Source organism: Mesorhizobium sp. G2-6-1 (assembly GCF_055809095.1).
Window position 1 is genome coordinate 1,341,897 of sequence record NZ_CM147896.1, and the last position, 25,143, is coordinate 1,367,039.

Sequence of the window (25,143 nt, forward strand, 5' to 3'; positions counted from 1 at the left end):
GGAAACGCAACTCTAACCTACGGCGCTTGCCTCGATGAGGCACTCCAGGAGAAAATATGTCAGCTGCAAACCCCTCTCGCGACGATTTCGCGAGTCTGCTCGAAGAATCATTTTCCACCGGTCACTCCGGCGAAGGCCAGGTCGTCAAAGGTACGGTCACGGCAATCGAAAAAGACATGGCCATCATCGATGTCGGCCTCAAGGTCGAAGGCCGTGTGCCACTGAAGGAATTCGGTGCCAAGGGCAAGGATGCGATCCTTGCGGTCGGCGATACCGTCGAGGTCTATGTCGAGCGCATCGAAAACGCCCTTGGCGAAGCTATGCTTTCGCGCGACAAGGCGCGGCGTGAAGAAAGCTGGGTCCGCCTCGAAGAGAAATTCACCAATGGCGAGCGCGTCGAGGGTGTCATCTTCAATCAGGTCAAAGGCGGCTTCACCGTCGATCTGGATGGCGCGGTGGCCTTCTTGCCACGCTCGCAGGTCGATATCCGCCCGATCCGCGATGTCACGCCTCTCATGCACAATCCGCAGCCCTTCGAAATTCTCAAGATGGATCGCCGTCGTGGCAACATCGTCGTTTCGCGGCGCACCGTGCTTGAAGAAAGCCGTGCCGAACAGCGTTCGGAAATCGTGCAGAACCTCGAAGAGGGTCAGGTCGTCGAGGGTGTCGTCAAGAACATCACCGATTATGGCGCTTTCGTCGATCTCGGCGGCATAGACGGCCTGCTGCATGTCACCGACATGGCATGGCGGCGCGTCAACCATCCGACCGAAATCCTCAATATCGGCCAGACGGTGAAGGTGCAGATCATCCGCATCAATCAGGAAACGCACCGCATCTCGCTCGGCATGAAACAGCTCGAAAGCGATCCGTGGTCTGATATCGGCACCAAGTTCCCTATCGGCAAGAAGATCAGCGGCACAGTTACCAACATCACCGACTACGGTGCGTTTGTTGAACTGGAGCCAGGCATCGAAGGTCTTATCCACGTTTCGGAAATGTCGTGGACGAAGAAGAACGTGCATCCAGGCAAGATCCTTTCAACCACGCAGCAGGTCGACGTTGTCGTGCTCGAGGTCGATCCGGCCAAACGCCGTATTTCGCTCGGCCTCAAGCAGACACTGGACAATCCGTGGGAAGCCTTTGCGCGTGATCATCCCGTGGGCAGCCAGGTTGAAGGCGAGGTCAAGAACAAGACCGAGTTTGGTCTCTTCATCGGCCTTGAGGGCGATGTGGACGGCATGGTCCATCTCTCCGATCTCGACTGGAATCGTCCAGGCGAACAAGTGATCGAGGAGTACAATCGCGGCGATATGGTCAAGGCGCAGGTGCTTGATGTCGATATCGAGAAGGAGCGTATTTCGCTCGGCGTCAAGCAGATGCAAAACGATGCAGCTGGCGATGCAGCCGCAAGTGGAGAACTGCGCAAGAATGCCGTGGTTACCTGTGAAGTCATCGGCGTCAAGGATGGTGGTCTTGATGTGCGGCTTGTCGAAAGCGGCATTGAAACCTTCATCAAGCGTTCGGACCTTTCCCGCGATCGTGACGAACAGCGTCCCGAGCGTTTCACGGTTGGCCAGAAGCTCGATGCGCGCATCATCGCCTTCGACAAGAAGACCCGCAAGCTGCAGGTCTCCATCAAGGCGCTGGAAATCGCAGAAGAGAAGCAGGCGGTCGCTCAGTACGGTTCGACCGATTCGGGCGCTTCCCTTGGCGATATTCTGGGCGCAGCCTTGAAGAAGCAGGGCAGCTAAAGTCCAAGCTTCACGCTTTTAGAGCATCGGACCGAAATTGGTCGTCGGTCCGCGGCTCAATTAATGTGATAAAACGCCGTGCATCCATCTGGACGCACGGCGTTTTAGCGACCGGTTCAGTACTTCCTTATCGATAGCAAAGCAGACGGTGTCGATCCCGTTCTCATGCCCCCATTGGACACGGCGGCGCGCCACGTCCGGGCGACCCTGTTCGGCGGCGATCAAGGCCCTTTTGTGCGACGGTTCTTCGGCGTGCACGAACTTTCAGCCTGATCGCGGTTCGGGAGCATGAGGAGTCGATCAGCGAAATCGCTATGCGCTGTAGCATTCATCCAGGGATGCTGAAGTGCAGCTTGTGTTGCAACGTTTTGATTACTTATCCTAAGACAATACCTCGCGACGATTTTCGGAGAAGTGAATGTTCGAGGGCAGCCCGTTCGAGCAGTCGGTGATCCTGTTGTGTGTACGCCGGTATCTGGTCCACGGTCTGAGCCTGTGGGATCTGGAAGAGATGTTGGCCGAGCCGGGGATTGCCACTGACCATACGACCATTCACCGGCTTTGAGCTTGGCCCGCAGCCCCGAAATTCCGTCGACCGCACGTTGGGCATGATAACCGCCAAGTCGTCAATGGTTGTCCGGTCTGCTCGTTACATTCGTATTGCTCCTTCGGACGGAGGTGCAGTTCTTTGAGCAACCTCGGCTTGGGCAGAACAGTTACTTTGTCGCGACCAATTATGTGGCCGCGAGTCTGCGCACCTTGCTGATTGGAAATCGTGATGTTGTCGGTCGCAGTATTTATATCTGTGCATTCATCCTATCGGTCAGCGTTCACTGCTGCGCTAGGGCACAGGTTCCCGTAATCGTTTTTTTCGTGTCGTTTTGAACCGGATTTGCTACGGCTGACTTCGGTTACAGCAAATGCATGAACAGGATGGAGATTTTGAGCGGACGCATTATAACAGGTCGATGAGATTGTGATTATCAAGGGGATAAGATGCGCTACGAGCGTCCGTATTCAATGGAAGAAGCTGTTGGCCTGTTGACCGGGTCAACTGGCCCGACCGCCATTCTCGCTGGAGGCAGCGACCTCTTGGTGAGGATGAAGGGCGGCTTCGTCGAGCCCGACCTGATCGTCGACATCAAGACGATAAACGGACTGGACGAAATCAGGCAGACGGCGGAAGGCTTCAGTATAGGTGCGGCAGTGCCTTGCGCCATATTGGGAGAGAGCGCAGCCTTGCAGAAGGAATGGCCCGGCGTCGTTGAAGCGGCGAAGCTGATCGGCTCGAAGCAGGTGCAGGGACGCTGCACCATCGTCGGCAATCTCTGCAACGCCTCACCGGCGGCCGACAGTGTGCCGGCGCTGGTCGCGGCCGGTGCCAGAGCATTGGTTGCCGGACCGGGAGGCAGACGCACGATTGCAGTGGAGGCTGTGCCGACCGGGCCAGGCAAGACGTCGCTCGCCAAAGGCGAGATCATCGAGGCGATCTTGCTCGACAAGCGCCCGCCGCGTTCGGGTGACGCTTATCTTCGTTTCATTCCTCGTACGGAGATGGATATCGCAGTGGTCAGTGCGGGCGTGAGCTTGACGATCGATGAGGAAGGTGTCGTCAAATCGGCCCGCGTGACGCTGGGAGCCGCGGCACCGACGGTACTTCTGGTAGATGAGGCCACTCAGATTCTTATTGGTACAAAGACGGATGCAGCCACACTCGAGAAGCTCGCAGAGGCTTGTTCGGTGGCCTGCCGTCCCATTGACGACAAGCGCGGCACCGTCGCGTTCAGGAGGAAAGTTGCCGGCGTGATGGCCAAACGAGCCGCCGCGACCGCTTATGAGCGTGCAGGAGGCAAATAATGGCTGGAATCGCAGTCTCAACCACGATTAACGACGATAATTATGAATTCCTGTGCCAGCCGGACGAAACGTTGCTCGATGTGCTGCGTGATCGCTTAGGGCTCACGGGAGCCAAGGAAGGCTGCGGTACGGGCGACTGCGGTGCGTGCAGTATCATCCTCGATGACAGGCTGGTGTGCTCGTGCCTGGTGCTCGGCGCGGAGGCGCAAGGCCGGCGGGTCGAGACCGTCGAGGGCATGGCCTACGGCGACAAACTGCATCCGCTCCAGCAGAAGTTCCTCGAACACGCGGCGCTGCAATGCGGCATCTGCACGCCAGGTTTCCTGGTAGCGGCGAAAGATCTTCTGGCTAAAAACCCTGATCCGACCGAGGAAGAAATCCGCTTCGGCCTGGCCGGAAACCTCTGCCGCTGCACTGGCTATGACAAGATCGTGCGCGCCGTTCAGGACGCTGCGAGCGTGATGAAGGGAGTATGACCATGGGTTTCGATCCGCGCTACCTGGAACGCAATTTCACATCCGTCGGCACGCGTCCCATCCGCCCCGACGGCGTCGACAAGGTGACGGGCCGCGCACGTTACGGCGCGGACTTCAACATGGCCGGCCAACTCGTTGGCCGCATTCTCAGAAGCCCGCACGCTCACGCCAAGATCAGGAAGATCGACACATCGAAGGCGGAGAAACTGGCCGGTGTGAAGGCGGTTATCACTGCGGCCGACCTGCCCGACCTGACCGACGGCGATTCCGCTATGTACGACATCCTCGATAATTGCATGGCGCGCAAGAAGGCGCTCTATGACGGCCATGCGGTGGCGGCGGTTGCTGCGATCGACGAGCGCACGGCCAAGCAGGCGCTGAAGCTCATCGAGGTCGACTACGAGGTGCTGGCGCATGTAACCGATGTTGACGAGGCAATGAAGCCCACGGCGCCGGTGCTGCACGAGACCGTATTTTCCGAGGGCGTCGAACCCAAGCCTGGCAAAGCGTCCAACATCGCCAAGCACAGCCAGTACGGTCATGGCGACATCGAGGAGGGCTTCAAGCAAGCCGAATTCATCGTCGAACGCTCCTTCAAGACCGAGCAGACGCATCAAGGATATATCGAGCCGCATGCCTGCGTGGCAAACGCCAGTTCCGATGGAACCGCCGACCTTTGGGTCTGCACGCAAGGCCATTTCGTCTATCGCCAGCACTGCGCCCAACTGCTTGGAATGGATGTCTCCAAGCTGCGCGTCACCTCGTCAGAGATCGGCGGTGGTTTCGGCGGCAAGACCCATGTCTGGTCAGAACCGGTCGCGCTGGCGCTATCGCGCAAAGCCGGCCGGCCGGTAAAGCTCGTCATGACGCGCGATGAGGTGTTCCGCGCCTCGGGGCCAACCAGCGCAACATCGATCGATGTCAAGATTGGAGCGCGCAAGGACGGCACGATCACGGCGGCATCGGCGACATTGCGCTATTCCTGCGGCCCCTATTACGGCATGTGGGCAGAACTCGGCGCCATGACCGCGTTTGCCTGCTACAACCTCGATAACGTCAAGACAGTCGGCTATGAAGTGCTGGTTAATCGGCCCAAGACCACGGCCTATCGCGCGCCGTCGGCACCGATGGCGGCCTTCGCGGTGGAAAGCGCAGTCGACGAATTGGCCAAGAAGATCGGAATGAAGCCCGTCGACTTCCGGATCAAAAACGCCGCCCAGGAGGGCACGAGATCGTCCTACGGTCCGGTATATGGCCCGATCGGCATCGGCCCGACGCTTGAGGCGGCGAAAAACCATCCTCATATGAAGGCTCCTCTGGGCAAGAATCAGGGGCGCGGTATGGCTTGCGGCTTCTGGTTCAACTTTGGTGGCCAGACCTGCACTGATATTAACATCGGCATCGACGGCACGGTCTCGCTTGCGGTTGGAACCATGGACGTGGGCGGTTCGCGTGCCTCGCTGTCGCTGGTAGCGGCGGAGGAGCTCGGCGTTGCCTATGAGCAGGTGAAAGCGGTGGTCGCCGACACTTCCACCCTCGGCTACAATGACATGACAGATGGAAGCCGCGGCACGTTCTCTTCGTCCCTGGCGACGATCTCGGCTGCTCGCAATGTCATCCGTGTCCTGCAGGAACGCGCTGCACAGGTGTGGGACATTCCGGTCGGCGATATTGTCTGGGAAAATGGCCACGCCATTGCCAAAGGCGCGAAGTACGACAATCTTCAACCACTGTCGCTCAAGGAGATTGCGGCCACGGCGGGCAATACGGGCGGACCGATAGCCGGCCACAGCGAACTCGTCGCCGACGGTGCCGGTGTGTCCTTTGCCACTCACATCTGCGATATCGAAGTCGACCCGGAAACTGGTGCCACAAGGGTTCTGCGCTACACCGTCGTTCAGGACGCCGGAAAAGCAGTACACCCGACCTATGTGGAGGGGCAGTATCAGGGCGGCGCCGCGCAAGGCATCGGCTGGGCGCTCAACGAGGAATATATCTACGGCAAGGATGGGCGACTTCAGAATCCCGGCTTTCTCGACTATCGTATCCCGGTCTGCTCGGACCTGCCGATGATCGACACGCAGATTCTCGAAATCCCCAATCCCAACCATCCTTATGGGGTGCGCGGCGTGGGAGAGACGTCGATCGTGCCACCGCTTGCGGCGATCGCCAATGCGGTATCGAACGCAGCGGGCGTGCGGATGACGCATATACCCATGTCACCGCCGCGCATCCTGGCAGCAATCGAGGTGGAACAGGCAGGCTGATGGTCGAAGTGACGCTCTGGGGGTCGCTTGGCACGGCAGCCGGAGGCAAGAACAAGCTCGACATCGAGGCGAAGGATATCCGTGAGCTGTTCAGAAAGCTGTCGGAACAGTATCCCGGTCTTGAACCTCACATCGAACGTGGCATCGCCGTCGCAATCGACGGCGTGATCTATCGCGATACCTGGTCGAAGGAATTGCCACAAGATGCCGAAATCTTCCTGCTGCCGCGTCTTGCCGGAGGATGATCGGACAACCGTTCACGCCATCGACGACCAAGACCTTGGCCTTGTCACGGGGACAAGAAAGGGTCACCTGTTGGCTGCGGCACGGTTAGGTGCGGCAGTGTCTTCAGTTGTGAAGTGGTCGCTCATCTTGACGATGTCACGCAACCGGTCGTGAGATCGTCCAGACAAGCGACCAGAAATTTGCTGCGTTTCCTTCAGTTTTGACCGACGCGGATCACACGCTTGCCGAAATTTTCGCCATTGAGAAGGCCGATGAAGGCAGCCGGGGCGTTTTCCAGACCTTCTATGATTTCCTCACGATATTTGATCTTGCCACTCTTGACCCAGCCGCCCATTTCCTTGGCGAACTCCGGGTAGAGATGCCCGAAACTGTCAAAGATGATAAAACCTTGCATCCTGATTTTCTTGCGCAGGATCTGACCCATCAGCCAGTTCATCCGGTCCGGCCCTGCGGGTAATTCGGTTGCGTTGTATTGCGACACCAATCCGCACACAGGTACGCGTGCATGTGCATTCAGAAGCGGAATGACCGCGTCCAGCACCTTGCCGCCGACATTCTCGAAGTAGATATCGATGCCGTTGGGGCTGGCCTTGGCAAGCTGTTCCGCAAAATCGGGGGCCTTGTGATCTATGCAAGCATCAAAACCCAGTTCGTCAACCGCATAGGTGCATTTGTCGGACCCGCCGGCAATGCCAACCACACGACAATCCAGCAGCTTACCAATCTGCCCAACAGTCGCACCGACCGGTCCGGTCGCCGCGGCCACGACGATTGTCTCGCCGGCTTTGGGCGCACCTATCTGCTTCAGGCCTGCCCAGGCCGTGAAACCGGGCATACCCATTATGCCTAGCGCCCACGAGGGATGTTCTGGCGACTGACCAAGATTGGTCACTCCCTTGCCATCTGAAAGAACATAGTCCTGCCAGCCGTTAAAACTCAGGACGCAGTCCCCCGGCGCAAAGCCTTTGACATTCGAGGTGACGACCCGTGCGACGCTGCCACCTACCATCACGCCTCCGATTTCGACGGGGGCGGCGTAAGACGGCGCATCGCTCATCCGGCCTCGCATATAGGGATCAAGCGATAGATATTCAGTGCGCAGCAGCATCTGTCCTGCGGCGGGCACGGGAATGGGGCTTTCGATCAATCGCAGTGTGCCCGCATTGGGTGCCCCCTTCGGTCGTTCAGCCAATATCAGTTGGCGATTTGTGTTGTCTGTTTGTGCCATGGATTTTTGCTTTCAATGCGCGGTTTGACGAACGGGCGTTTATTGGGAGAAGTGTCGCGTTCTTCGCTTCGCAAATCATCTTCCTCTATTTGCTGATGCCCCCAAGGATGTCGCGCCCAAACACCTACATGTCCATGAGAGCAAGAAGCCTGCAAGGGTCAGGATGGCCGCTGCGCCTTGGATGTTGATCCCCCCGGCGGTTTGGGTTTTACACGTATGCGCATCGTTCCACCTTCGGGATGGTCAATATCGAACGCGTTCGTGTTGCGCACAAGATCGCTCAATTTGCGGAAGCCGAAGGTGCGCGGGTCGAAGTCGGAGGCCAGATTGGCAAGCTGGTTGCCTACCATACCAAGCCGTACCCAGCCATCTTCACTTTCCATCTGAGCAATGACCCGTTTGATGATTGCCGCAGCGGCATTTGGTGGCTGGAGAGGCGTGGTGGTGGGTTGAGCAAGGTCACTGGCGTTTGCCGAGGCGGTCGGCTCCAGGTTTTCCGTATAGACGAAACGACGACAGGCCTGCCGGAAACTCTCGGGGGTTTTTCGCTCGCCGAAGCCATAGACATCGACGCCCTGTTCGCGAATACGCGCGGCCAGACGCGTGAAGTCACTATCGGATGATACGAGACAGAACCCATCAAAGCGTCCACTGTGCAGAAGGTCCATTGCATCGATAACCAGCGTGATATCGGAGGCGTTCTTGCCTGTCGTATAGGCAAATTGCTGTTGTGGGATGATGGCGTATTTCGACAAAATACCTGCCCAACCCTTGGAGCGGTCATTGGAGAAATCGCCATAGATGCGGCGAACGCTCGCTTCACCGATCTTGGCAATCTCCTCGAACAGCCCATCGGCGATCTTTGCCGAAGCATTGTCGGCGTCGATCAGGACTGCCAGGCGTAAGGAACGTGGTTCAGTTGGCATGAGGAACTTCCATTCAAGCGGTCTGCAAGGAATGCCACCACGACATGACCGCAGCGTCATCGGCAGGCAGAAAAGTGGCATCGGGCGCAAACGCATGCCACGCATCGCGATGCTTGGCCGACACCGTGGTCAGAACGGGTTTGCCAGCGCCGAATGCGGCTTTGAATGCTGGAACTAATCCTTCTCCCATAGCTTCCAGCTTGCCAAATTTGCTGAGCACGACGACATCACACGCCGCCACCTGATCGAGAAGATGTGAACAGGCGTTTTGGACACCTGTTGCATCAAGATGGCACGATGTGCCGCTCGGCGCGGCATCAAGGAAAATGGGATGCGGATTTCCGGAAACGATATCGCGTAAAACACCGGCACTACAGGTTCGGTCAGGTAGACCATGAGCCTCACTGATGACGCCAATAGCCCTGATGCCCGTTGCATGCCATTTGCCTGCGACGTGTCTGAACAATTCCTGGATGGCTGCACCATCGTCTCCCACGATGGTGGCGACTTTCGCCGTTTTCCGCTTCATCGATTAACCTCGCATACGGCTGGAGACAGTCATTATCGGCCTCATGTCTTCTGCTGTGATAATGACTGCTTCGTTTTTTCGATGCTTATGCTGTTTGAACAAATGACATAGATTGCACCGCAACATACCGGGACAATAGCTGCTGATCTATGCCCGCGACAATGGCTGGATTACGCTGACCAAATCCGGCGGATCTTCTGGTCAGGTTCATCAATAACTTCAAGAACTTGACGGCCATCGGAATTTGCAGCCAGGAACCTGCTTGTTATAGCGTTTCATATGGATTTTGTGCCCGCTTGCCGCCAGGCAACCGGTTCATGCCATTGCGTCCGAGACCTCGAACCCATGATAGCATCCAGATACCAGACAATACGGATCGGACCGAGGTGGGCACGCATCTTCAAATCGTGATTGTCCTAACGGGTTCCGATGCGCATCCCCAGAAGTCCCGGCAGGCGGGCTATCAACTCAGCTATTGCCGGTGACTTCTCCTGCAATTCCTCGGCCTCTTCGCAAGCGATGATCGCGCGGCGGATCGCTGCAGCTCCAATATATCGGAACGGTTCTGGTGGAAGACGCGGCACGTCGCGTGTGCATAGTGGCAAAGCTGACCACATATCCTTGGTACCAAGCACAAGTGAAGCAAGGCATTGTCCTCCGATATATGTAGGGTTCACCCCGTGTCCGGAATATCCACATCCGAAATGGATTCGCGTTCCCGGAATAGTCTTGAAGAAGGGCAACCTGTCGGACGACACGTCGATAGCGCCTCCCCATGCTTTGGCTAAAGATATCTTTGAGAGAGCTGGCAGGAGCCGCCTCAGGCCGCGCTCGGCGCGCGCAGCACTTGTACGGTCTTCCCGCAACTTGCGCGCAGCAGCGTTGCCATTGTGGCTTATTGGGCCAGAGCCGCTCCCCATTAGCACGCGACCATCCCGCGTTTTGCGAAAATAGTGAACAAACATGCGGAAATCTGCGATTCCTTCGCCGCCAAGCCATCCCATTTCGGCAATCTCCGCCGGGGCGGGTTCGCTCATGACAGCATAACTTGAAAATACGCTGATATGAGGCTTCACCTCAATTGCCGACGCCATGTCCACATTGGTGGCGAGGACAACGTCGCGGGCAAGCAACTCGCCTCGCGGCGTGCGAACGCGGTTTATGTTGCCCCTGTCCAGACCGATCATTGGGGTGTTCTCAAAGACCAAGACGCCGTTTTCAATCGCAGCAATTCGAAGTGCACGCACCAGGCGGGCGGGGTGCACATTGGCACCTTCGGGAAGGAACACCCCACCACGGAATACTGGTGATCTGCACCTCATGGCCACTTCCGCGGGGCTAAGCACATGCACGGTGTCAGCAACACCAAGGCGCAGCGCTTCTTGCGCGAGGTTCTGGATTTTGATGTCTTGGGCCGGGGCCGTCGAAACACGCATATTACCGTCTTCGCGCCACCACACATCGTGCTCCGAGTTTGTCACGAAATCGCGTATGGCATCCTGCGCAATCGTCCCTGCTCGGGCTACAGCGAGTGCGCCATCGTCGCCAATCGTATTTGCCATTGCCGGTAGTGCTGCCCAGTAGCCGTGAACCTTGCCACCATTCTTGCCACTAGCCCCGGAGCCGCAAAGATTAGCCTCGATGATTGCAACTGAAAGCGAGGGGCTTCGTTGCTTCAGCGCGAGCGCGGTCCACAGACCAGTATAGCCGCCACCAACAATGGCGACGTCAACCGAATGGGTTCCTGTGAATGGAAAATAAGGCGTCGGCCAACTTTCCTGCGCCAAAGCATCGGAAAACCACCAGGAGGGGTCGGCGGGATCAACACTTGTTGTCCTTGAAGGACCGTCAACTCCACTCATTGCGTTCAACTTCCATCAATTGCGAGTATGCGAAGATATCGGCGCTCCAGAACCAATGACGGTATTGAAACGTTTTATGGAAAAATCCTGTATTGGAAGGCTCGTCGCCCCAGTCGTTACCAGATCCGCGACGATGGAGCCCACTATGGGGCCAAGCTGAAACCCATGGGCGGAAAATCCGAAGGCATGGAAAAGCCCCTCTTCGGTCGAGCTTTGGCCGATTACAGGCAAACCATCACGTGTCCGCCCTTCAATGCCCGCCCATGCCCGCACGATATGCACATCGCGCATCACCGGAAACAGATCGAAAACGGTGCGCGCATTTAGCGCCAGTTTCCTGAAATCAAGGTCTGCACGGTTACTTTCCGGTTCGGCTTGGCCCTCATAGCCACCCCCGATCAATACCGTACCGTTGGCAAATTGCTTGAATGAGAGCGGTGCAGATACGGCGCTGACGACCTGCGAGATAAAGGGGGCCACGGGCTCGCTAATCATCAACATCGGCGCGACTGCGTTCATATCTGCGCGCTCACCGACCTGAGTTGCGAGCGCTGCTCCCCAGGCTCCCGCTGCGTTCACCAGTGACGGCGCTGTGACAGCCCGGCCGTCAGCGATATGTGCGGTCCAGACATTGCTGCTGCGGTTAATAGACGTCACCAGAGCATGTTCTTCAACATTGACCCCGAGGCGGATCAACTGGCGATGAAATGCATGGACAGTGTGAAAGGGAAGTGCTGCACCGTCGCGGCGAGAAATCAGCCCGCCCACGCAATGTTGCGCCAGCATGGGAACGAGATTTCTCAAGGTTGCCTCGTCTATCAGTTCCTCATGGTCGAAACCAGACGCTGCAACTTCGTCGCGGCGCGCCTTGAGAAAGGCAAATTCACTCTCATTCTCGGCGACAAACACATGACCATGCGCCACGAACCCGCAATCGCCATCAAGAATCTCGTCGATGCGCTCCCATAGATCCATCGCCGCAACGCTCAGCGGAATTTCAGCCATGGCCCGGAAAATTTGGCGCACTCCCCCTGCATTCACACCTGAAGCATGACGACCAAGGGTGTCCTTCTCTAATAACAATACGGATGCGCCGCGTTGAGCCAAATGGAATGCCGCGGAGCAACCGTGAATACCGCCACCAACAACAATCACATCAAAAGAAGACATTCTTCACTCACGAACGACAGCCCTGACATCTTCTTCTTCGTGCGGAAGCGAAGCGAGTTCCCTCACGGTGATTGGCTTGATCGGAAATCTCAAACGATAATAGCCAACGTTTGCGGGTGACACGCGACGCTGCGCGGCAATCATTTCGGTTACGGTAAGTCCGCATTGACGTCCCTGGCATGGCCCCATCCCGCATCGGAGATAGGACTTCAACTGGTTCGGCCCGATGTCATTAAAGTCGGCAATCGCGTCGGATATCTGCCGGCCAGTAACTTCCTCGCATCGGCAAACAATCGTGTCCGGCGCAGCTAGGCGAAAGTTCTCAGCCGGTTGAAACATGGCGTCGAGGAACTGCCGGCCTCTGGCAAAGGGCGCGAGGGTTTTGTGAACGGGAGAAGCCGCATGGTTGCGCTCGGCTTCGGTGATTGTTTTCAGGAGAAAGGCGGCATCCAGGCCGCAGAGCCGGCCAAGACACGCAGCAGCTTCAGCACCGTTGATCCCGGCACCATCCCCGGCAACTGACAAGCCTTCGACTGAGGTGCGGCCCCAGGAATCGGTTGCCGGTTTCCAGCAAAGCTGAACGTCATCCCACGCCATCTCGCATCCAGCGGCATTCGTCATGTTGACGTTTGGCACAACACCTTGATGAAGAAATAGCGTATCAACTTCGACGCTCTTGAATTGGTTGTCGCCTTGACGGTAGGCGACACTTTCAATCTTGCCGCGTCCGGTCGCTTTCAACTCCGTAATGCCACTTATGACCGGAACGTGGCGACGCACCTGTCGTGTCAGTTCCCATCCTTTCCTGAAATAAGGCGAGCAAAGAAAAGACGGGAGCGCTCTTGCGACCGAGAACCTGCGCGGTGACAGGGAAGTGTCGAGAAGAATGGTCGGCGGCGCTTCGGCCGTTATGAGTTGCTGGGCCAGCAGCCAAAGCAGCGGACCAGTGCCGGCAAGTGCGAAGCGACCATGCGGTACCAGGCCCGAGCTTTTGAGCAAGCCCTGCGCGGCACCCACACTCATTACACCCGGCAGTGTCCAGCCAGAGATCGGAAACGGCCGTTCCAGCGCGCCGGTCGCCAGCAAAATATGACGAGCTTCGATAATTCGGCTTTGGCCCCCTTTCGAAATACCGAGTTCGAGGGTGCGTGAAGCCATCCATACCGTCGCGCCGGGCATATAGGTGGTGGCACTGTTGTGGAAATCACGGAGAAGTTCGTTTCCTCGCCCGTAATCTTTCCCGAGGATTTCGCAGCGGCTTGACGGAGCCGTGCCAAGGCCACGGTAGATCTGTCCGCCGGGTTCGGGGTTCTCGTCTACCAGTAAAACCTGAAGCCCTCTGGAGCCTGCAACGGTTGCCGCAGCAAGGCCCGCAGGACCGGCTCCAACCACGACAAGATCGAATGTGGATGGCAAATCGTCGATGGTATCCAGACGGATCATTGCATGACCTTCCGCTTCCCAGCGCCGGTTTGTATCCGCATGCCGCTTTGAATTGGAATGAGGCACGCTTGCTGATTTGCCACTCCGTCAATTTCCACAAGACATTCGAAACAAACGCCCATCATGCAATAGGGGCCGCGAGCCTCACCTGACACGGCGCTCTTTCTGAACGCGATATATCCCGTCGCCAGCAGGATTGCTGCCACAGTATCGCCCGGTCGGCCTCTGAATGGTTGACCGTCGACCATAAGCTCGATCGATAGCTTCTCTGGTTCAGGCAGTCTTCGAAACATGAAACCTCCGGGCGCTGAATGCTTTGACTTCCGTCGGCAATTCACCGAGCGCGATGGATGGCGCGAGTATCTGGGCATGGGCTGCGGCAAGCGTCACGCCACTGTGGCACGTTGCCAGAAAGGCACCGGGCCACCTCTCGGACTGGTCGTAAATCGGGAATCCGTCGCGACTCAGCACACGAAGGCAGGTCCACATGCGCACGACGTTCAGATCAGCGATTGCAGGAAACATACGCACTGCGCGGTCTGCCATCACGCCAACGATGCCGCTATTCAATTCCTCGGAGAAGCCGGCTTCTTCTTGGGAATCGCCAATCATGACAGTGCCTTCGTCCGTCTGTCGAACGGTCTGGAGCGGTTGCTTCAGAAAAGGAGCGGTCCTCTCCGTGACGATAATGTTGCCGAGTTGTGGTCTGACCGGCGCTTCCATGCCGACCATCGGTGCCAATCTGGCATTGTCGAGGCCGGCAGCAAGAACGACATGCTCAGCAGTTATTGCTGTAGCATTGCCGTCGAAAACAAGCCGAAATCCATCCGAGGGCTCTATGCGTTCAACCCTGTTTCCCGGGCGATAGTCAACGCCCGCGTTCAGCATCGCCTTGTGGGTCGCGTGGAAAAGGCGAAGAGCGTTCAGGTGTCCGTCCATCTGCGAAAAGGTTCCACCAACGATTTGTGAGCCCGCACCTGGCAGCCGCCGGCGGATCTCGTCGCCGTCGAGTACGCTGTAAGGATACGGCACCACTCCGGGCTGGGCGTTTATGCGTTCGCCAAGCGCAACCAGGCGTTCCATCTCGCCATCGGAAAGCGCGATATGAAAACCGCCCTCCTGCTGCAAAGAGATGTCGATGCCTGACTCAGCCTCAAGTTCCGTTGCATAGTCCGCCCATAACCGGACGGATCGCTGCGTCCAATTTGCATAGGCGGGCATGTTCAGGCCCTTGCTTTGGAGCCAGATCAAAGCAAAATTGCCGCGCGACGCGCGATAGGCGATGTCGCTTTCATCCAGCACTGCAACCTTGCGATTCTGTCGCGCAAGGGCGCGCGCGATCGATGCGCCGACAAGGCCGCCTCCGATTATCGCAAAGTCGTAAGCCGTATCTTTCATGGGGTATTGGATTTCATAAGGCGGTCGACCCGCACGATCCTCACGAGCACTATCAAGACCACTAGCGTGACGATCACCAAACCCGAAGAAATGGCCGTCAGCAGCGGATCAAGCGGCGACCATTCCAGCGCGGTATAGATGGCGACCGGTAGCGTTACGGTCTTCGGCGTATTGAGAAAAAGCGAAACCTCAAGACTACCGAACGACATCATGAACGAAAAACCCCAACCAGCCGCCATGCTCCAGGCGATTAATGGTAGAGTTATCAGCCGCCTGGCTTGCCAGGGCGATGCGCCGAGGCTTCGCGCCGCCCGCTCGAGAACGGGATTGACGCTACTGACGCCAACCAGGATCAGCGAGACGGCGAACGGCGTTGCAACCACGACATGCGCGGCGAACAGGCCAAATGCCGTGCCACCAAAGCCCATGCGTGTATAGGAAATGAGAAATGCCAGGCCGATGAAGATGGAGGGAAGCATGACCGGAGTCAGCACGAAAGCCTGCAGCAGCACATTGAGACGCGTCGGGTAGCGATACAATGCGAGCGCCACGACCACCCCCAACATCATTGCCACGGTCGCGGAAAGTGCTGCGATCACGAGGCTGAGAAGAAGGGCACGGAGATAGAGCGGTTGCGAGAAGATTGCCGCATACCACTTGAAGCTGATGCCTTCAGGCGGAAACGACACATATGAACTGGCGGTAAGGGAACCTAGAGTGATCGCCACGACCGGCGCCAGCAGAAATGCTGCCAGTAGAACGACATAAACAGCCAGCGCACCCCGTGCAATTTTTCCTTCGGTCTTTCACCGCCACTGGCGGGTATCCGGGCGCTCATCGTACCGCCTTTGTCAATGTCGCAGCGCGTTGCAGTGCTGCTTGCTTTCTGATGCTCCCATAGAGCCTGGAAAGCCCGACGATGCCCAAGGTGGCGGCAAGCAGAATGACCGCCATGGCCGCTGCAAAGGGCCAGTTAAGCAAAGCCGAACTCTGCTGGTAGATCAGATAGGACAGAACCTTCCTGCGCGGACCACCGATAAGCACGGGCGTAGCATAGGCGCTCATGCTCAAGGAAAACACCATCAGGCAGCCAGCCCGCAGGCCGGGAAAGGTAAGGGGAAAAACGATCTTGCGAAAGGTTGTCCATATGCCAGCCCCCAGGCTGCGCGCCGCCTTGCTCAGATTCGGGTCAATTCCTTGCATCGACGCCGCGATCGAAAGCGTCATGAACACTAAAAGCACATGTGTCAGCCCGATGACGATGCCGGTATCGGTATACATTAGCTGCAACGGACTGGATGACAGGTTGAGACCAGTAACAATCTGGTTCACCAGCCCTTTCTGGCCGAGCAAGATGAGCCAACCATAGGATACGACGATGCTGCTGGTCACGAGCGGCAGCACCAGGACGATGATGAGACCGGTCTGGCGCCAGCCCCTGGCCTGAAGAAGATAGAACGCCAGTGGATAGGCCAGCAGTGCCGTTGCAACAGTGGTGGCCAGGCTGATGATCAATGTCCGACCAAGGATGCCAAGATAATAGCTGTCAGTAAGGAACGCGACGAAATAGCCCGGATTGACATCGGGGATCACCCCGACCGTCGGATCGAAGCGGCTGAGGCTCAACCACAGAAGCTGCAATACCGGCATCACATAGAAGATGGCGAAAAGAACCAGCGGCAATGCCGCAAGGGCTAACCAGTTTCCAAGAGGAGAAGTTCTGTGTCCCATTGCTCAACTCTCGGCTGGGAATACGAGTGTGTCCTTGACGGTCCAGCTAAGCGTCGCCGGAGTATCGGTTTGGACGGGCATCTGAGGGTCTTGGCTCCAGGCGACAATGGTGCCCCCGCCTGCGGTCTTGGCATGGAACTCGACGCGGTGGCCGAGAAACAGGGCCCGTTCGATCCTGGCAGGAATCTTGTTGGCAGCCTTGTCGTGCGCGCTATCGAGGGCAAGTGAAACGCGTTGCGGCCGCACCAGGACTTGGGCGCTTGAGCCGATCGCAAGGCCATGTCCTCGCCCCCTCAGGCGGCCGAGCCCTGCAATTTCGACCTCAACAGCCTCAGCGTCTACAGCAGTTACCTTGCCGCGAAAGACATTGCTGTCACCGATGAAACGCGCCGAAAACAGGCTCGTCGGATTTTCATAAATCTCGTCCGGCTTGCCGATCTGCTGAATTTCGCCCGCGCGCATGACCACGATACGGTCGGCAATTGCCATTGCCTCTTCCTGGTCGTGGGTAACCATGATGGTAGCGATGGTCAGATCGCTCAGAAGCTCAAGAAGCTCGGCACGCATTTCCTGACGGAGGCGCGCATCGAGGTTGCTGAAGGGCTCGTCCAGTAAAAGAAGTTTAGGTTTGATGACCACCGCGCGAGCAAAGGCAATGCGTTGCTGCTCTCCACCGGAGAGCATGGCGGGCATTTTTTCCGCTGAATGCAACAGATGCACACGCTCCAGCGCGGCTGAGACTTGCGATCTGATATCCGCCGCCGCCAGGTTCCGCATTCTGAGCCCGAATGCGACGTTGTCGTAGACGGTCATGTGCGGGAATAGCGCGTAATTTTGAAACATGATGCCGATATTGCGCTTTTCTGGGGCTTCGCTGAGAATGCTCCGCCCCGCCAGCAAAACCTGCCCACTTTCCGGGCCAACAAAGCCGGCGAGGACCTGCAGTGTCGTTGTCTTCCCGCACCCGGAGGGACCGAGAAGACAGATTCTCTCGCGCTCCTGAACCTCGAATGAGATGCCCTTGAGCGCTTGAAAGTCGCCATAGCGGACCTTGAGATCCTGAATCTTGATATAGCTCATGTGGATCCAAATTCGTTGGGCAGTTGCCGCCGGCGCGCTCGATCAGCACGCCGGCACAAGTCATGTCTTACAATTTCGGCAGCAAGCCAATCAGCGCTCGATCTCGCGATTCCAACGGTCTGTCCACTCAGGACGCTTGGCATTGATGGCAGCCCAATCAAGTTGCACAAGGCTGCTTGCCGCATCGGCACCATAGGTCACGTTCGCGGCCTTTTCGGGTGGAAGGACAACCTGGTCGTTAACTGGACCGAAGCCAATGCTCTCGCCCACAACCTGCTGTGCTTCTTTGCCAACAAGATAGTTGAGGAAAGCATCCGCCAAATCGGCATTCGGAGCGCCTTTGACGACGTTGGCCGTGGCAAACAGCGCCGGCGCGCCTTCGGTGGGATAAACGAACTTCATCGGGAAGCCGGTCTTGGCGCGGTAACCGTTGGCCTCGCCATTGGTCCAAACACCAACCCATGCCTCACCCTGCTGAAAAAACGAGCTGAGATCAGCCGTGGTGTCGAAGGTCGGAACATTGATCGCCACTTCCTTCATTTTGGCAAAGCCGGGTTCGATGTTCTCGGTGCCTCCGCCATTTGCCTTGGCGAGCATGATCAGAAGATCGAGACCATAGGTCGAGGTGATCGTGTCGGCGATGACATGGCCCTTGAGTTCGGGAAGGGCGAGATCGTTCCATGATTTTGGCGGGGTAAGCCCGGCCTCGGTGTAAGCATCAGGGTTGTAAACAATTCCCACGCCGAACATTGCCCAGCCGACACCGATATTGTCCGGCATCTTGGCCACATCATAGACATTGGCGAGGTTTGGCATTTTTGACGGGTCGGTCGGCTGCAACAGTCCCATTGCCTTGGCTTGCTCGCGCGGGCCATCATCCAGACATGCAATATCGATCTGCGGGCTGTCCTTCTGCGCCTGAAGTTTGGAGATCGTGGCGAGTGAAACACCAGGAAGATAGCTTATCTCAACATTGTGCTGCTTCTTGAAATCAGGAAGGATATTTTTTTCCATATATTCCTGAATACCTGCGGCGTAACACGCAATGGTCAACTGCCCCGGAGCATCCTGAGCGCGCGCGCTGGCGCCTGAAAAACCCATTGCGGCCAGTGCAAGGGCCGTCATGGTCAGGGATTGAGTTGTTGTATTCATTGTATCTTTCCCTCTTTATCAATGTTTGGTCTAGTCGATGGATGGAAGGTATTGCTTGGCGATGGACATGCGCACCGTCATCAGCGGATCAACCACCTGGCAAACCCGCAGATTTCCAACCAAACTGCTCAGCATGTAGGCCTCCTCCCAGGAATGCCCGTGGACACGGGAAATCGCAGCGATCAGATCTTCATTTGCCAGGCTGCAGGCGGCTTCGAGCGTCTCGGCGCTGGCCACGAACTGCCATTCCGCCGCAGTCTCGATCACGGGACGCGGCAAACGCTTGCCTTTGACGATTTCGAAGTGCGCAAAGATGTTGATCGGGACGCCGACGCCGGTTCCGCAGACCTCGCCATCACCCATCACCGCTTTCGCATCGCCCATCGCAACGAGCCCGCCCGGCTGATTCACCGGGAGATGCAACCGGGAACCTGCCCTTATGGCGGTGGTGTCCATATTGCCGCCGTGATCAAAGGGAATGACTGTGTTGTATCGGCCTTCCGCAGGCGCTACCCCAATTGTGCCAATGCAAGGGTCTAGAGGGATACGAAGGTCGTCGAAGTGGACGTAGCCGTCGCGGATGGCGACGATTTTGGTCTTGGCTTCGCTGATTCTGGCTTGAAGAAGCCCGAACTTCGGAATGAGAAGAACATAGCCCCAGTCCTGCGGGATCTGGATGTCCGCAATGTCGAAAACCAGACGGTCACCCGGCTCTGAGCCCTCCACATGAATCGGGCCAACGGCGTCGTTGACATGGTCGTAGTCGACAGCCTGATACCGATCAGTTTCGCAACGGATCTGGCCATGGACCCCATCGGGACATTGTATTTCCAGCCGTTCGCCGGGCGTCACACGCCACTTTGGTTCCATAGCGGCATCAAAGTGGTAGATGACATGCTCTGAGGTGATGACTGTGGTTGCGCGATCCATGGTCTCATCCGGCAAGTAAATCGGCTTGGCGACATTGTTCCGGAGAGGAAATAGGTTTACCCCATTACCGTCAAATTCATTATTCGATCAACTTCATAACTGATCGTTATGTATCTTATTGGACTTGGTATGAAGCCACGGCAGATCGAAGCATTCCGAGCCGTAATTGAAGCTGGCGGCGTAACGGCAGCGGCCAATAGGCTGAGGATCACGCAACCGGCTGTCAGCAAGCTGATTTCGGAACTGGAGCGCAAAACTCGGTTGGTTCTGTTTGTTCGCAACAAACAGCGATTGGTGCCAACGCCAGAGGCACGCCTGCTTTACGAAGAAGTGGATCGCGTTTTTCTAAGTCTCGACCGCATCGAGCGTTTTGCGCAAGATTTGCGAGAAAACAGAACCGGCACGCTCAGTATTGGCTGCCTGCCAAGTCTGGGGCTTAGTATCGTTCCAGAAGTGGTTGCACAGTTCGCCGCCGACAGGCCTGATGTTCGTTTGTCTTTTCATGTGCGCATGTCAACGAAGATCGCCGATTGGGTTTTGGGGCAGCAGATCGATCTGGGCATTTCGCTGCTGCGCATTGACCACCCGTCAATTGACGTTGAACTCCTCACGAATGCGCATGCCGTATGTATCTTGCCGGTCGGACATGCCTTGGCTGAAAAGGACGTTATCACACCAGACGATCTGAAAGACGTGCCATTCATCGGTTTGGGCCGTGAGGATCAAGCAGAGCAGATGATCAGCCGAGCGTTCGACCGCGACATCATTCCGCGTCGCGTGCAGCTTGAAACCAACCTGTCCGCCGTTGCCTGCCGTCTCGTTTCGGCAGGCGTGGGCGTTTCAATTGTGGACCCCCTAACCGCAGCGGAATTTTCCGGATCATACCTATTGATCAAGCCGTTCCGTCCTGAAATCAGTTTCGATATGTGGCTGCTTTTCCCTGCCCATCGGCCGAGATCGCAATTGATAGACATATTCGTCAAAGCCTTGCGGGAAACTATCACGCAGAAGAATATCAGGTTCGTTGGCTAACTCGGAAACAGGAATAGTGGGCACCGCTTTTCCGTGCGCGTCTTGCTCCAATCCATTGGATTAGATTCCGCGCCTTGTCCCATGCGGGATGCTGCGATGGAAAACGATGCTGGTACATTTTTTATAATGTGACAACGCGAGCGTCGCGAACGTCGACAATCAATAGGCACGCTCCCAGGATTTTGCGCATGTCGTCGAAAATGACGGGCCGTTCGCCGTGCCAGCGGGAGAAATGGCGATGTACCGGAGTACAAGCGGACCCTTCGAGTGCTCCCAATGTTTCCTCGGTCTCTTGTATCATGCGCGTGATCCGGCGGCGCGCATTGGCAAGATAGGTTTCGCGGTGGCGCGCTTCCATCCGTAGGTGGAATAGTGAGGAGCGGGTGCGCGGCTTCACCACCATATGGTCGACATCTCCAGCCGCTGCTTGCCAGAGCAGCCGCGCGTGTGAAAATCGGCGTTTGGCTTTTGCATCATTTTTGCCCGCGACAATTCCGAGATTGATCAGGCTGGTAGCAATGCGCCGGTCGCTCCGGTCGAAGGCAAACCGCGCCTGCCAATAAGCGATGTGGAAAAGACACGCCGCGCGAAGCCGCCCACCCGTCTGCAAGGAGCCGATCGCGGCTTCGCTCAGGCGTTCCCAGCGAAGGTCGGCACGGCTCCAGCCGCCGGACTGCGCCTGCCGCCATTCCGTATCGTTGCGGTCATACGCCGAGATACGCCGCACGGACATGTTCATTGTCATGTAACTCATCGGCTGGCCCTCCAAAGCGAGATTTCCGGTTTCAAGGACATAGGCGTGATTGGCGAGATCGAGAGCCAGTTCGGCATTCTGCTCCACCAGCACGACCGGCACGCCCTCGGCGTTGATTTCTTCTATGATATTCGCGATTTCCTCGACGATGACCGGTGCCAGCCCCATCGACGGCTCGTCCATCAGGAGAAGGCGAGGCCGTACCATCAATGCCCGGCCGATCGCCAGCATCTGCTGTTCGCCGCCCGACATGGTTTGCGCACGCTGGGTGCGGCGTTCCAGAAGGCGCGGGAAGCGGTGATAGACTTTTTCCAGGTCGCTTTCGATTCCGGCACTGTCGCGGCGCAGGAAGGCACCGGTCCGCAGGTTCTCTTCTACGGTCATGTCGGGAAAGATGCGTCGTCCTTCGGGGACATGGGCGATGCCACGTCCGACAATCTGGTCGGCAGGCAACGTGTCGATCCGGTCGCCGTCCAGCCAGATCTCTCCACTGGCGAGTTTCGCAAGGCCTGAAATTGCCCGCAATGTTGTGGTTTTACCCGCTCCGTTGCCGCCAATGATCGTTACGATACCGCCCTCCGGCACCGAAAGCGACAGCCGGCGAAGCGCCGAGACCTGACCGTAATTCACCGATATGTCGCGCAACTCAAGCAACATGGCGCGCACCTCCAAGATAGGCTTCGATGACCGACGGATGGTGGCGGATCTGGTCGGGGTTGCCCTCGGCCAGCAGCTTTCCGAAGCTCATGCAGGTGATGCGGTCGCAAAGTCCCATGATCGCCTGCATGTCGTGCTCGACAATCAGGATTGTGATGCCGTCTTGCCGCAGTTTGCGCATGAGATCCATCATCTGCCGCGTTTCTTCCGGGTTCATACCGGTGAAGGGTTCATCGAGGAGGATCACATCGGGATGCGGGGCATAGGCTACTGCCATCCCAAGTGCGCGCTGGTGACCGTGCGACAGATCGCCCGCTCGCGTATCGGCCAGATGACCCAACCCGAAGAAGTCCAGCGCCTCGCGGGCTCTTGTTTCCGCCCCGTGCCGGCCATCGCGGTTGTATCCGATGATAGCGGCAAAGATGTTCGGGCGGAACGGCATATGGGTGCCGACAAGCGCATTCTCCAGTACGGTCAACTCGCCAAACAGCGTCGAGTGCTGGAAGGTGCGGACAACACCGCGCCGGGCCACTTCGTGCATCTTGAGACCCGAGATGGTTTCACCCCGTAATCTGACCTCGCCTGATGTCGGATTGTAAAAGCCCGAGATGGCGTTGAACGTGGTGGTCTTTCCAGCGCCGTTCGGGCCGATAAGTCCGTGGATCGTGCCTTGATCGACCTTGAAGCTCAGCGCGTCGATGGCGGTCAGCCCACCGAACTTCATCGTCAGGTTATCGACTTCCAGAAGTTTGCTCATTCGGCGGTCCTTTCGACGGGGATCGCCGCCTTGCGGCGTTGCGAGAATTTCTGGACCAGGCTTTCGAGCCCTTTCGGCATGAACAGTATCGACAGGATCAGGATCAGGCCATAGATCATCGGCCGCATCTGCTCGAAGCCAAGTTCGCGCAAGACGACTTCATTCAGCACCGTCAGCACGACGCAGCCGAGTATCGGACCATAGAATGTGCCGGTCCCTCCGACAATGGCCCAGGTCAGCACAAAGACCATCACTTCGACGTCAAAGCCATTGGGGTTGATGGTGCCGACATAGTGCGCCATCAGGGCACCGCTGATGCCCGCGAAACCACTGGCGATGGTGAAGGCCAATGTCCGGTAGGCGCGCACATTGACACCGGCTGCCTGGGCAAGCTTGTCCTGCCAATGGATCGCATGGAAGGTCAGACCGACCGGCGATTTTTCGATACGCCATAAAATCCAGAGACACACGGCCACGACGGCCACAGCGAAGTAGAAATAGCTGATCGGCTCGAAGAAATCGAAATGATAGAAGCCAAGTGAGAAGTCGGGCATCGGGTCGATGCCCTTTATGCCCTTCGGACCACCGAAGGGTTCACGAAACCGCTTCCAAAGGAGGCGAATGACCTCACCCGCGGCAAAACTGCCGATCAGGAAATAAAAGCCTTTCATCCGGAAAAGGGGCATGCTCAGCACTAAGGCGATCAAGCTGGAGCAGACCCCGCCGAGCAGGATCGATATCGGAACCGGTACACCGAATGACTTCGACACAAGCGCTGATGCGTAGGCACCGACCCCCATGATGACCACATGCGCGAGCGACCATTCGCCGGTTAGCGTCATGAGACGGTAAGACGTTACCAACAAGACATTGATCGTGAGGTAGACAAGTATCTCCTGCTGCGAAAAGCTGAGGAGGTACGGCGCAAAGATGATACCGACGAGCAGCGCCAGCCAAACTAACAGTTTAGGCACGATCAGCACTCCCCATTAGACCGGTGGGCCTGACGACGAGTACCAGCAGCATGAGGGTCAAACCCACAATATCGGCCAGAACGCCGTCCCAGAATGTCGTGACGACAGTGTTGATGATGGCGTAGGCCACCGAGGCGATGATCGCGCCCTCCAATGATCCCACGCCGCCAACGATGATCACAATGAACGCGGTCACGATGACCGAATGCCCCATGAACGGGTTCACTGATACCAGCGGTGCGGTTAGTGCACCGGCGACGCCTGCAAGGCCTGCGCCGATGAACATGGCAATTCGCGCCGTCTGGTTGATTGAGATGCCCTGTAGGGAAGCCGCCTCCGGGTCTTGCGCCGACGCCCGCAACGCCCAGCCAAATCGTGTCCGCTTGAGGAAGAACCAGAGCGCGGAAAGCAGAACCACCGCAGCGACGATGACGTAAAGCCGCGCCACCGGCAGGTGGACCTTATCGGCAAAGGATATGACCTCCTGCGTCACCGGCGGGATGTGCGCCATTCGTACACCGAAACCCATGATCGCCGACGATTGCAGGATCATCAGGAAGCCGATCGACGCGACCAGCCCACCCAAGGGATTGTCACGCAAGGGGCGAAACAGCGCGCGCTCCATCAGCAGGCCAAGTGCCCCGACGAAGGCAAGTCCGATAGCGACTGCCATAATGAACGGCATATGCAGGTCGGCATATGTGGCGACAACCACATATGCGCCTGCCATGAACAATTCGCCATGGGCGAAATTCACGACCCCCATGACGCCGAAAATCAGGACCAGCCCCACCGCGACAAGCGATATATAGCTGGCCGCGTAGAGGGCATTGAACCCAGTCTGTGCCAGGATTTCCAGCATCAGTTCCTCCCAGTCGGATGAATTGGACGGCACGAAAGCGGATTTCGTGCCGCGCCGG

23 protein-coding genes and 2 pseudogenes are annotated in these 25,143 nt (G+C 57.4%); 7 read left to right on the forward strand and 18 right to left on the reverse strand.

The features are described from left to right. Positions 1 to 56: 56 nt before the first annotated feature. From rpsA to AC0L7S_RS06405, 6 genes and pseudogenes are all read left to right on the forward strand, one after another. A complete protein-coding gene (gene rpsA / locus AC0L7S_RS06380; protein ID WP_473473581.1) occupies positions 57 to 1,754 on the forward strand; it encodes a 30S ribosomal protein S1 in 1,698 nt (565 codons plus the stop codon). A 418-nt stretch (positions 1,755 to 2,172) separates the two neighbouring features. Next, positions 2,173 to 2,313: pseudogene (locus AC0L7S_RS06385) on the forward strand (IS6 family transposase); the annotation flags it as partial. Positions 2,314 to 2,750: 437 nt separating this feature from the next. Continuing rightward, the gene (locus AC0L7S_RS06390; protein ID WP_473473582.1) at positions 2,751 to 3,611 is read left to right on the forward strand and encodes an FAD binding domain-containing protein; all 861 of its coding nucleotides are present in this window, start codon (positions 2,751 to 2,753) and stop codon (positions 3,609 to 3,611) included. Continuing rightward, the gene (locus AC0L7S_RS06395) at positions 3,611 to 4,087 is read left to right on the forward strand and encodes a (2Fe-2S)-binding protein (protein ID WP_473473583.1); all 477 of its coding nucleotides are present in this window, start codon (positions 3,611 to 3,613) and stop codon (positions 4,085 to 4,087) included. Before AC0L7S_RS06390 ends, AC0L7S_RS06395 begins: the two co-directional genes overlap by 1 nt. Positions 4,088 to 4,089: 2 nt before the next feature. After that, positions 4,090 to 6,354 (forward strand): xanthine dehydrogenase family protein molybdopterin-binding subunit, encoded by a 2,265-nt coding sequence (locus AC0L7S_RS06400; RefSeq protein WP_473473584.1) that lies wholly within the window; start codon positions 4,090 to 4,092, stop codon positions 6,352 to 6,354. Continuing rightward, the gene (locus AC0L7S_RS06405; protein WP_473473585.1) at positions 6,354 to 6,599 is read left to right on the forward strand and encodes a MoaD/ThiS family protein; all 246 of its coding nucleotides are present in this window, start codon (positions 6,354 to 6,356) and stop codon (positions 6,597 to 6,599) included. Before AC0L7S_RS06400 ends, AC0L7S_RS06405 begins: the two co-directional genes overlap by 1 nt. Before the next feature lie 194 nt (positions 6,600 to 6,793). Here the strand turns inward: AC0L7S_RS06405 and AC0L7S_RS06410 are convergent, their stop codons facing one another. The 13 genes from AC0L7S_RS06410 to AC0L7S_RS06470 form a co-directional block, all read right to left on the reverse strand. Then, positions 6,794 to 7,828, reverse strand: coding sequence for an NADP-dependent oxidoreductase (locus AC0L7S_RS06410; protein ID WP_473473586.1), 1,035 nt, complete (start codon positions 7,826 to 7,828; stop codon positions 6,794 to 6,796). 158 nt (positions 7,829 to 7,986) lie between these two features. Beyond that, positions 7,987 to 8,754: an NYN domain-containing protein gene (locus tag AC0L7S_RS06415; protein ID WP_473473587.1), complete on the reverse strand. Its 768-nt coding sequence runs from the start codon at positions 8,752 to 8,754 to the stop codon at positions 7,987 to 7,989. Positions 8,755 to 8,767: 13 nt separating this feature from the next. Next, positions 8,768 to 9,283 carry a DUF2478 domain-containing protein gene (locus tag AC0L7S_RS06420; protein ID WP_473473588.1) on the reverse strand — a complete coding sequence of 172 codons (516 nt, stop codon included), beginning with the start codon at positions 9,281 to 9,283 and terminating at the stop codon, positions 8,768 to 8,770. A 416-nt stretch (positions 9,284 to 9,699) separates the two neighbouring features. Beyond that, positions 9,700 to 11,145, reverse strand: coding sequence for an NAD(P)/FAD-dependent oxidoreductase (locus AC0L7S_RS06425; RefSeq protein WP_473473589.1), 1,446 nt, complete (start codon positions 11,143 to 11,145; stop codon positions 9,700 to 9,702). A gap of 15 nt (positions 11,146 to 11,160) precedes the next feature. Then, complete coding sequence (locus AC0L7S_RS06430; RefSeq protein ID WP_473473590.1) at positions 11,161 to 12,315, reverse strand: NAD(P)/FAD-dependent oxidoreductase; 1,155 nt, start codon at positions 12,313 to 12,315, stop codon at positions 11,161 to 11,163. Between the two features lie 3 nt (positions 12,316 to 12,318). Further along, entirely contained in the window at positions 12,319 to 13,758 is a 1,440-nt protein-coding gene (locus AC0L7S_RS06435) for an FAD-dependent oxidoreductase (protein WP_473473591.1), read from the reverse strand. Beyond that, positions 13,755 to 14,129: a (2Fe-2S)-binding protein gene (locus AC0L7S_RS06440; protein WP_473473592.1), complete on the reverse strand. Its 375-nt coding sequence runs from the start codon at positions 14,127 to 14,129 to the stop codon at positions 13,755 to 13,757. The genes AC0L7S_RS06435 and AC0L7S_RS06440 overlap by 4 nt, the downstream gene beginning before the upstream one ends. Further along, positions 14,032 to 15,156: an NAD(P)/FAD-dependent oxidoreductase gene (locus AC0L7S_RS06445; protein WP_473473593.1), complete on the reverse strand. Its 1,125-nt coding sequence runs from the start codon at positions 15,154 to 15,156 to the stop codon at positions 14,032 to 14,034. Before AC0L7S_RS06445 ends, AC0L7S_RS06440 begins: the two co-directional genes overlap by 98 nt. Then, entirely contained in the window at positions 15,153 to 15,884 is a 732-nt protein-coding gene (locus AC0L7S_RS06450) for an ABC transporter permease (protein WP_473473594.1), read from the reverse strand. Before AC0L7S_RS06450 ends, AC0L7S_RS06445 begins: the two co-directional genes overlap by 4 nt. Before the next feature lie 106 nt (positions 15,885 to 15,990). Continuing rightward, a complete protein-coding gene (locus tag AC0L7S_RS06455; RefSeq protein WP_473473595.1) occupies positions 15,991 to 16,887 on the reverse strand; it encodes an ABC transporter permease in 897 nt (298 codons plus the stop codon). A 3-nt stretch (positions 16,888 to 16,890) separates the two neighbouring features. Next, positions 16,891 to 17,967 carry an ABC transporter ATP-binding protein gene (locus tag AC0L7S_RS06460; protein ID WP_473473596.1) on the reverse strand — a complete coding sequence of 359 codons (1,077 nt, stop codon included), beginning with the start codon at positions 17,965 to 17,967 and terminating at the stop codon, positions 16,891 to 16,893. 90 nt (positions 17,968 to 18,057) lie between these two features. Then, complete coding sequence (locus tag AC0L7S_RS06465) at positions 18,058 to 19,119, reverse strand: ABC transporter substrate-binding protein (RefSeq protein WP_473473597.1); 1,062 nt, start codon at positions 19,117 to 19,119, stop codon at positions 18,058 to 18,060. 30 nt (positions 19,120 to 19,149) lie between these two features. Next, positions 19,150 to 20,049 (reverse strand): acetamidase/formamidase family protein, encoded by a 900-nt coding sequence (locus AC0L7S_RS06470; protein WP_473473598.1) that lies wholly within the window; start codon positions 20,047 to 20,049, stop codon positions 19,150 to 19,152. A gap of 129 nt (positions 20,050 to 20,178) precedes the next feature. Between AC0L7S_RS06470 and AC0L7S_RS06475 the strand changes: the two genes are divergently transcribed. Then, positions 20,179 to 21,081, forward strand: a complete 903-nt coding sequence (locus AC0L7S_RS06475) for a LysR substrate-binding domain-containing protein (RefSeq protein ID WP_473473599.1) — start codon at positions 20,179 to 20,181, stop codon at positions 21,079 to 21,081. 121 nt (positions 21,082 to 21,202) lie between these two features. Here AC0L7S_RS06475 and AC0L7S_RS06480 read toward each other — a convergent pair whose 3' ends face one another. The 5 genes and pseudogenes from AC0L7S_RS06480 to AC0L7S_RS06500 form a co-directional block, all read right to left on the reverse strand. Next, the gene (locus AC0L7S_RS06480) at positions 21,203 to 21,835 is read right to left on the reverse strand and encodes a hypothetical protein (RefSeq protein WP_473473600.1); all 633 of its coding nucleotides are present in this window, start codon (positions 21,833 to 21,835) and stop codon (positions 21,203 to 21,205) included. Continuing rightward, positions 21,786 to 22,489: pseudogene (locus AC0L7S_RS06485) on the reverse strand (ABC transporter ATP-binding protein). Before AC0L7S_RS06485 ends, AC0L7S_RS06480 begins: the two are co-directional and overlap by 50 nt. Then, positions 22,482 to 23,249 (reverse strand): ABC transporter ATP-binding protein, encoded by a 768-nt coding sequence (locus AC0L7S_RS06490; protein ID WP_473473601.1) that lies wholly within the window; start codon positions 23,247 to 23,249, stop codon positions 22,482 to 22,484. The pseudogene AC0L7S_RS06485 and the gene AC0L7S_RS06490 overlap by 8 nt, the downstream one beginning before the upstream one ends. After that, positions 23,246 to 24,223 (reverse strand): branched-chain amino acid ABC transporter permease, encoded by a 978-nt coding sequence (locus tag AC0L7S_RS06495; protein ID WP_473473602.1) that lies wholly within the window; start codon positions 24,221 to 24,223, stop codon positions 23,246 to 23,248. The genes AC0L7S_RS06490 and AC0L7S_RS06495 overlap by 4 nt, the downstream gene beginning before the upstream one ends. Next, positions 24,216 to 25,118, reverse strand: coding sequence for a branched-chain amino acid ABC transporter permease (locus AC0L7S_RS06500; protein WP_473473603.1), 903 nt, complete (start codon positions 25,116 to 25,118; stop codon positions 24,216 to 24,218). The genes AC0L7S_RS06495 and AC0L7S_RS06500 overlap by 8 nt, the downstream gene beginning before the upstream one ends. Between the last annotated feature and the right edge of the window lie 25 nt (positions 25,119 to 25,143).

Coding starts and splice junctions, on each gene's coding strand:
- rpsA (WP_473473581.1), top strand. CDS start 57: ATGTCAGCTGCAAACCCCTCTCGCGACGATTTCGCGAGTCTGCTCGAA.
- AC0L7S_RS06390 (WP_473473582.1), top strand. CDS start 2,751: ATGCGCTACGAGCGTCCGTATTCAATGGAAGAAGCTGTTGGCCTGTTG.
- AC0L7S_RS06395 (WP_473473583.1), top strand. CDS start 3,611: ATGGCTGGAATCGCAGTCTCAACCACGATTAACGACGATAATTATGAA.
- AC0L7S_RS06400 (WP_473473584.1), top strand. CDS start 4,090: ATGGGTTTCGATCCGCGCTACCTGGAACGCAATTTCACATCCGTCGGC.
- AC0L7S_RS06405 (WP_473473585.1), top strand. CDS start 6,354: ATGGTCGAAGTGACGCTCTGGGGGTCGCTTGGCACGGCAGCCGGAGGC.
- AC0L7S_RS06410 (WP_473473586.1), bottom strand. CDS start 7,828: ATGGCACAAACAGACAACACAAATCGCCAACTGATATTGGCTGAACGA.
- AC0L7S_RS06415 (WP_473473587.1), bottom strand. CDS start 8,754: ATGCCAACTGAACCACGTTCCTTACGCCTGGCAGTCCTGATCGACGCC.
- AC0L7S_RS06420 (WP_473473588.1), bottom strand. CDS start 9,283: ATGAAGCGGAAAACGGCGAAAGTCGCCACCATCGTGGGAGACGATGGT.
- AC0L7S_RS06425 (WP_473473589.1), bottom strand. CDS start 11,145: ATGAGTGGAGTTGACGGTCCTTCAAGGACAACAAGTGTTGATCCCGCC.
- AC0L7S_RS06430 (WP_473473590.1), bottom strand. CDS start 12,315: ATGTCTTCTTTTGATGTGATTGTTGTTGGTGGCGGTATTCACGGTTGC.
- AC0L7S_RS06435 (WP_473473591.1), bottom strand. CDS start 13,758: ATGATCCGTCTGGATACCATCGACGATTTGCCATCCACATTCGATCTT.
- AC0L7S_RS06440 (WP_473473592.1), bottom strand. CDS start 14,129: ATGCCCAGATACTCGCGCCATCCATCGCGCTCGGTGAATTGCCGACGG.
- AC0L7S_RS06445 (WP_473473593.1), bottom strand. CDS start 15,156: ATGAAAGATACGGCTTACGACTTTGCGATAATCGGAGGCGGCCTTGTC.
- AC0L7S_RS06455 (WP_473473595.1), bottom strand. CDS start 16,887: ATGGGACACAGAACTTCTCCTCTTGGAAACTGGTTAGCCCTTGCGGCA.
- AC0L7S_RS06460 (WP_473473596.1), bottom strand. CDS start 17,967: ATGAGCTATATCAAGATTCAGGATCTCAAGGTCCGCTATGGCGACTTT.
- AC0L7S_RS06465 (WP_473473597.1), bottom strand. CDS start 19,119: ATGAATACAACAACTCAATCCCTGACCATGACGGCCCTTGCACTGGCC.
- AC0L7S_RS06470 (WP_473473598.1), bottom strand. CDS start 20,049: ATGGATCGCGCAACCACAGTCATCACCTCAGAGCATGTCATCTACCAC.
- AC0L7S_RS06475 (WP_473473599.1), top strand. CDS start 20,179: ATGAAGCCACGGCAGATCGAAGCATTCCGAGCCGTAATTGAAGCTGGC.
- AC0L7S_RS06480 (WP_473473600.1), bottom strand. CDS start 21,835: ATGAGTTACATGACAATGAACATGTCCGTGCGGCGTATCTCGGCGTAT.
- AC0L7S_RS06490 (WP_473473601.1), bottom strand. CDS start 23,249: ATGAGCAAACTTCTGGAAGTCGATAACCTGACGATGAAGTTCGGTGGG.